Annotated in this window: 4 protein-coding genes and 1 pseudogene; all 5 read left to right on the forward strand. The window is 45.4% G+C overall.

The window, feature by feature from the left end:
- Positions 1–113 precede the first annotated feature (113 nt).
- The 5 genes and pseudogenes from J4227_08040 (at position 114) to J4227_08060 (ending at position 4,459) form a co-directional block, all read left to right on the forward strand.
- Positions 114–1,426: pseudogene (locus J4227_08040) on the forward strand (replication-associated recombination protein A).
- A gap of 60 nt (positions 1,427–1,486) precedes the next feature.
- The gene (locus J4227_08045; protein MBS3110453.1) at positions 1,487–1,882 is read left to right on the forward strand and encodes an NUDIX hydrolase; all 396 of its coding nucleotides are present in this window, start codon (positions 1,487–1,489) and stop codon (positions 1,880–1,882) included.
- A gap of 112 nt (positions 1,883–1,994) precedes the next feature.
- Positions 1,995–2,318, forward strand: a complete 324-nt coding sequence (locus J4227_08050) for a hypothetical protein (protein ID MBS3110454.1) — start codon at positions 1,995–1,997, stop codon at positions 2,316–2,318.
- A gap of 132 nt (positions 2,319–2,450) precedes the next feature.
- Positions 2,451–3,887 carry a hypothetical protein gene (locus J4227_08055; protein MBS3110455.1) on the forward strand — a complete coding sequence of 479 codons (1,437 nt, stop codon included), beginning with the start codon at positions 2,451–2,453 and terminating at the stop codon, positions 3,885–3,887.
- Entirely contained in the window at positions 3,884–4,459 is a 576-nt protein-coding gene (locus J4227_08060; protein MBS3110456.1) for a hypothetical protein, read from the forward strand. Before J4227_08055 ends, J4227_08060 begins: the two co-directional genes overlap by 4 nt.
- Positions 4,460–5,367: the final 908 nt, after the last annotated feature.

Raw genomic sequence — 5,367 nt, forward strand, 5'->3', positions numbered from 1 at the left:
GGCAGTATCAGCCTCTGATTTTTTGGATTCCATCTCTTCCATGCATTAAAGTTTAAAGGCTGTTTTGACTCCAGTCAATTGCCATTGGGATTGTTGCCGACTACAATCAGTGTATGGCAGATTCCACATTATTTCCTAAAAACATAGCACAAATGCCTCTTGCCGAGCGCATGCGCCCGCAAAACTTTGAAGAATTCTTCGGGCAGGATGATATCGCGGGAAAAGGAAAGCCTCTCCGGAATGCTATTGAAAAGGACGCTTTGCAATCAGTTATTTTATGGGGTCCGCCAGGCTCGGGGAAAACAACTCTTGCCCGCATGATTGCCAATAAAACCGGAGGTGTGTTCGTTCATTTTTCCGCGGCCTCAATGGGAGTCCCCGAGCTTAAGGTTCTTGTCAGAGAAGCGGAAGATCGGTCGCGCCTGCATAAAAAGCGGACCATTCTTTTTGTTGACGAGATACACCGATTTAATAAAACCCAACAATCGGCATTTTTGCCGTCAGTCGAAGACGGCACAATTATTTTAGTCGGAGCCACAACTGAAAACCCTTCGTTTGAAATAATTTCTCCGCTTCTTTCGCGTTCTCTCGTGCTTGTTTTAGAATCCTTAACCGATGAAGCGCTCGAGAAAATTTTGATTCGCGCGCTTAAAGATAAGACACAGGGGTTGGGAAAGGAAAAAGTTTCCATTGATAAAAAATAGATAAGACACAGGGGTTGGGAAAGGAAAAAGTTTCCATTGATAAAAAATCGGCTGAGCGCATGATCGGCTTTGCCGATGGGGATGCCCGCGTTCTTTTGAACACTCTTGAGTTTGCAGTCCAAAATACGCCAAAAAATAGGGAAGGGAAAATAATCATTGATGAAAAAAGACTGCAGGAAATACTTCAAAAAAAAGCCATTCGATACGACAAAAAAGGGGAAGATCACTACAATATTATATCGGCGTTCATAAAATCAATGCGCGACTCCGACCCGGACGGAGCTCTTTATTGGCTTGCCAGGATGATAGAGGCGGGGGAGGACGCCCGGTTTATCGCGCGGCGGATGATAATTTTTGCGTCTGAAGATATCGGGAATGCAGCGCCGACCGCTCTTGTTGTTGCAAACGCTGTAGCAAATGCGGTTGAATATGTGGGCTTGCCGGAAGCGGCCATTAATCTCGCGCACGGCGTTACCTATTTGGCGTCCGCAAAAAAATCAAATGCTTCGTATAAAGGGTTTCTTGAAGCAACAGCTGATGTTAAAGAGCATGGAGCGTTGCCGGTGCCGCTTCACCTGCGAAATGCTGTTACAAATCTAATGAAAGATCTCGGATACCACAAAGGATATAAATACGCGCATGATTACAAAAATTCAAAAGTTGAACAGGAACATTTACCGGAGAAGCTGAAGGGGAAGAAGTATTATCTGCCGCCGAAATAAAAAAATTTTTCTGAATATTAAATTCTCGAAAAGAAAATCTGGTTAAAGACAAAATTACGTATGAATGACACAAATGCAAATTTTTATCAGGTTTCGGTCAAGGGCCTCTTTTTTGACGAAGACGGCAAATTAATGATGATGCGCGAAGACGACGGCACATGGGAACTGCCTGGAGGGCGTATGCAGAAAGGTGAGGAATTTATCGAGTGCTTGAAAAGAGAATGCGTCGAGGAAACCGGCCTAAGGTGCGAAGTCCTTGAGGGTAAGCCGTTTTGCGCGTGGCCGGCCATTGACAACGACGGCCGTGGAAGAATAATGGTCTGTTTTAAAGTCCGGCTCGAAAGTCTGGACTTTAAGCCGTCGGATGAATGCCAGGAAATAAAATTTTTCAACAAGGAAGAAATTAAAAAGCTCAATTTAAATCCCCAAATGCGCGGGCTGTTTGATTTTATTTAGGATGCAGTTTTCCGAAGATGACGATTGACTTATAGTATAAAATATAGTATAATATAAGCATGTAGAAGTTGCTAAATTCAGAATATCCACGAGCGGACAGGAGGATTCGAACATGCTTGACCGCATTGCCAAAGTGCACTGGGGAAGGGTTTTGTTCACGGCGGGTCTTGGTTTCCTGCTCGTCATGACGGTTGCCATCGGCGCAATGGCCGCCGAGGCGCCTGGTGCGTCAGCAAAGAGCAGGGAGGAGAAGGTACCGAAGCCCGTCGTCGTTGCCCGTGAGCCCTCGCAGTCGGTGAATACACGGGACGAGAAGCTCATAGACGCGATGGAGATGCTTCTCGGGCTCGAGTGCGGCGACATCGGAGGCAACTACAACCCGGTCACGCGTGAGTGCGACACGACCAAGAGTGATGAAACCGGGCTCAACCGGTAATAGGTTTTTGAGCGGGGAACGCAAGTACGCGACCCGCTCGTTTTTTAAAAAACATTTTGCAGTTTCGTTAAGAACATTTACTTGCTCGGCGCAAGAATATATAGTTAATAGGAACGAGCAATAATTTTGGCTATGAAAGAGGGACAGAGATATAACTCACAGGAAATTGGGAAACTCGAAGCTTCGAGGACTATTTCTGATGGCGAAATGCTCAAAACAGGCGCGCACTATGTAATAGACGAAAAAACAGGAGAAAAAAGACTTATTTCGACGGATGAACAGATAAAATTCATCCGGACCTCGGTAGAAGAACTCCTTGGTAAAAATCTTTTAACGCCGGAAAACCTCAAAAGCGGGGAATTTGAAATTTCATTTGAAGAAGATGAGGGCATCGGATATGAGTTTGAGCTTGAAAAAGAACAGCGCATTATGGTTTCGCCTGAAGATTATGAAATAAAAAATTGGAAGAACCACGTCATTGATGTATACGACCAATCAGGCCGGTGCCGCATTCGCGAAAAGAACGGAGAGCCAAGACTTTCCATAAAAGTGCCGCTTCTTTCAAAAGACGGCGACCGCCATAAATTTTGCATCAGGCTTGAGTTCAAACCGAAAACAAAAAAACAAACCGAAGAACTTTTAAAGGCCAGGGAGCTTATTTTGCAGGAGGCAAAAACCGAAATTAGGGAAAAATGGGGAACACCCATTCCCTTGAGCGATGGCAAAAAGCACTGGATCAACAAAGACGACCGGGGGGACTACTGGATAGAAACGGACGAGGAAACGCACATAGAAGACTTGCTTCCCGAGGGAATCGTGTATCTTGGTCACTCAAAAAGCCAGATACCGATTGAAAAACACGCAACAGACAGAGATCGTGTTGAGGAACTTGTTGATATGGGCATTGTAAAACGGAACGCTGGGGATGCGGATATTTTCAAAAAAGTATTCAAAAAAAATATCGGGTCAACGAGCAGGACAACAAAAGGAATTGTCGATACTTCGGTAAGCGCTGAAAAAAAAGCAGCCGGAATAAGCAAAGAAAAAATCGCTTATCAGATGAAGCTGAATGAAGAAAAACTTATTGAACTGCTTTGGAACGAAAAGAGCCGCGAACTAAGAACCCCGGAAGATGTTGAAAGGCTTTTAAAGGAAATAACGGGCGCGTCCCAGGCAGGTATTTCCAAAGTCGATCCGTATGCCTTTCGTACATGGTCAGTAGATTATAACGAACTTTCTCCGGAGGCAGTACTCGAAGCCATGCGGAATTTTTACGTAAAATTTCTCGAAAATATTTCACGCGTCAAGTCAGGAACTCTTTCGCCGGCTGATTTCGCGCGCTGGGTGGAATACGAAATCGAACGAGCTATTCACCCCCTTGCTGACGGGTGTGGTAGGCTCGCAAAGTCTCTTTCGGCTTTTGTTCTGGCTCGTTTTTCATACCCGTTGCCTGAATATGGAATGCGAGAGGACTATTACAAAACTCTTAACGAAACGGGAGAAGAAGGTTTTAAGGAATACTACAAAAAAGCAATTCTCCGCTCTATAAACGAAAACTACATCCGATGAAAAAAAATCTTCTCCGAAAAGAAGATGTTGAATTTATCCGGACACATTTTATAAAATCCCTAGGGCGTAGGGGAGAATACTCATGGAAGCACGCGCGAGCTACAGCACTTTATCTTCAAAAAAAAGCTCGCGCCTGCGGCGAAGTTAAAGAAAAAGAATTATCAACAATGTTTCTCGGCGCTTTAGGGCATGACCTTCTTGAAGATACTCACGCATCAAAGCAAGAATTGGAAAAACGCTGGGGCAAGAAAACACTTCGGTATATTAAGGAAATGACAAATAAAAATGGGGATTCAAACACACAAGGATATATCCGCCATCTCAAAAGAGCCGATGAGGAAGGTTTGCTTATAAAATTCGCCGATATATACAGCAATTCCGAGAACTCTTTAAAACATTTTAAGACATTTAAAACCTCATGGATAAAAGGTTTTTGGGTGCCCCTTTTGCTTCGATATAAAAAAGAACTTTTTTGCCGGAAGTTCAAAAAATATCCGACAACGGCGAAAAGCATGATAAGGAATATTGATAAAAATATAAAACGACTTGTCGTCAGAGCAAGTGCTTTGTAAAAATTTTAACCACGACTTGTAGTAAAAAAATATTATCAATTGCCAAAATAGACATTCTCACATTCTTGAGAATGTGAGAATGTTTGTGAAATAATAAAAGACCGCCCCGATGTCCGTCGGGGCGGTTTGCCTGTTCGCCATATGGCGGACAGGGCGGGCGATTTTCTGTTGTCGGGCTGAATCGCATGCCCCGCGTCTGTCGTGAGAGTTGACAGGCCGCAAAGGATGGCGCGCGAGGTGGAGGGACTCGCATGCCTTCTGTTGCCACGCCGTCCTCACGGCGCCGCGGTAAGCTGCCATTCTATCCGGTCACCCGAATAGAGATACCGAGAAGCCGGGTCAGGTAGTCGCCTACCTGCACCGTCTCCGCGGGGAGCTCGACTGCGAGATAGAGGCCGTTTCCGGCACTCTCCCAACTCCACGTGGCGTTGGTTTCCCGCAGACGAGTCTCCACCGTCCGTATCCGCTGTGAGCAGATAGGACAGTGTTGGCAAGCCGCCAACGCCACTTCCATCATCAAGGTGTTACCCTCGATGACGGTGTGACGCTGATTGCGCCATCCTGCTACTGAAAGGTAGCAGTCCCGTCGAGCCATGCTATCACCTCCTTTAAAGGCGACATTCCCCCAAGACTTATCTACTCACCAACTTCACCGCGCCCTCGCGCGTGCTGAAATCAGTTTTCGAACTCGGAGTACGTTTATTGCAATTCAATAGTTACAGGCGGCTCGTCCAGAGAATCACTTTTTCTTTACTTTTTTACGTTTACGAGGCAGAGATATGTGATTCCAGCCAGCCCAGGCATGAGGGAAATTGCGTCGTTTTTCTGCGTGTTTTGTGCAAAAGAGAAACGATTCTTTGAAAGACTCAAGCTTGAGATACCACTCGGCCATTTCGTAGCAGTCGTCT

The sequence above is a fragment of the Candidatus Woesearchaeota archaeon genome (assembly GCA_018303405.1).
In the GTDB taxonomy this organism is placed as follows: domain Archaea; phylum Nanobdellota; class Nanobdellia; order Woesearchaeales; family JABMPP01; genus JAGVYD01.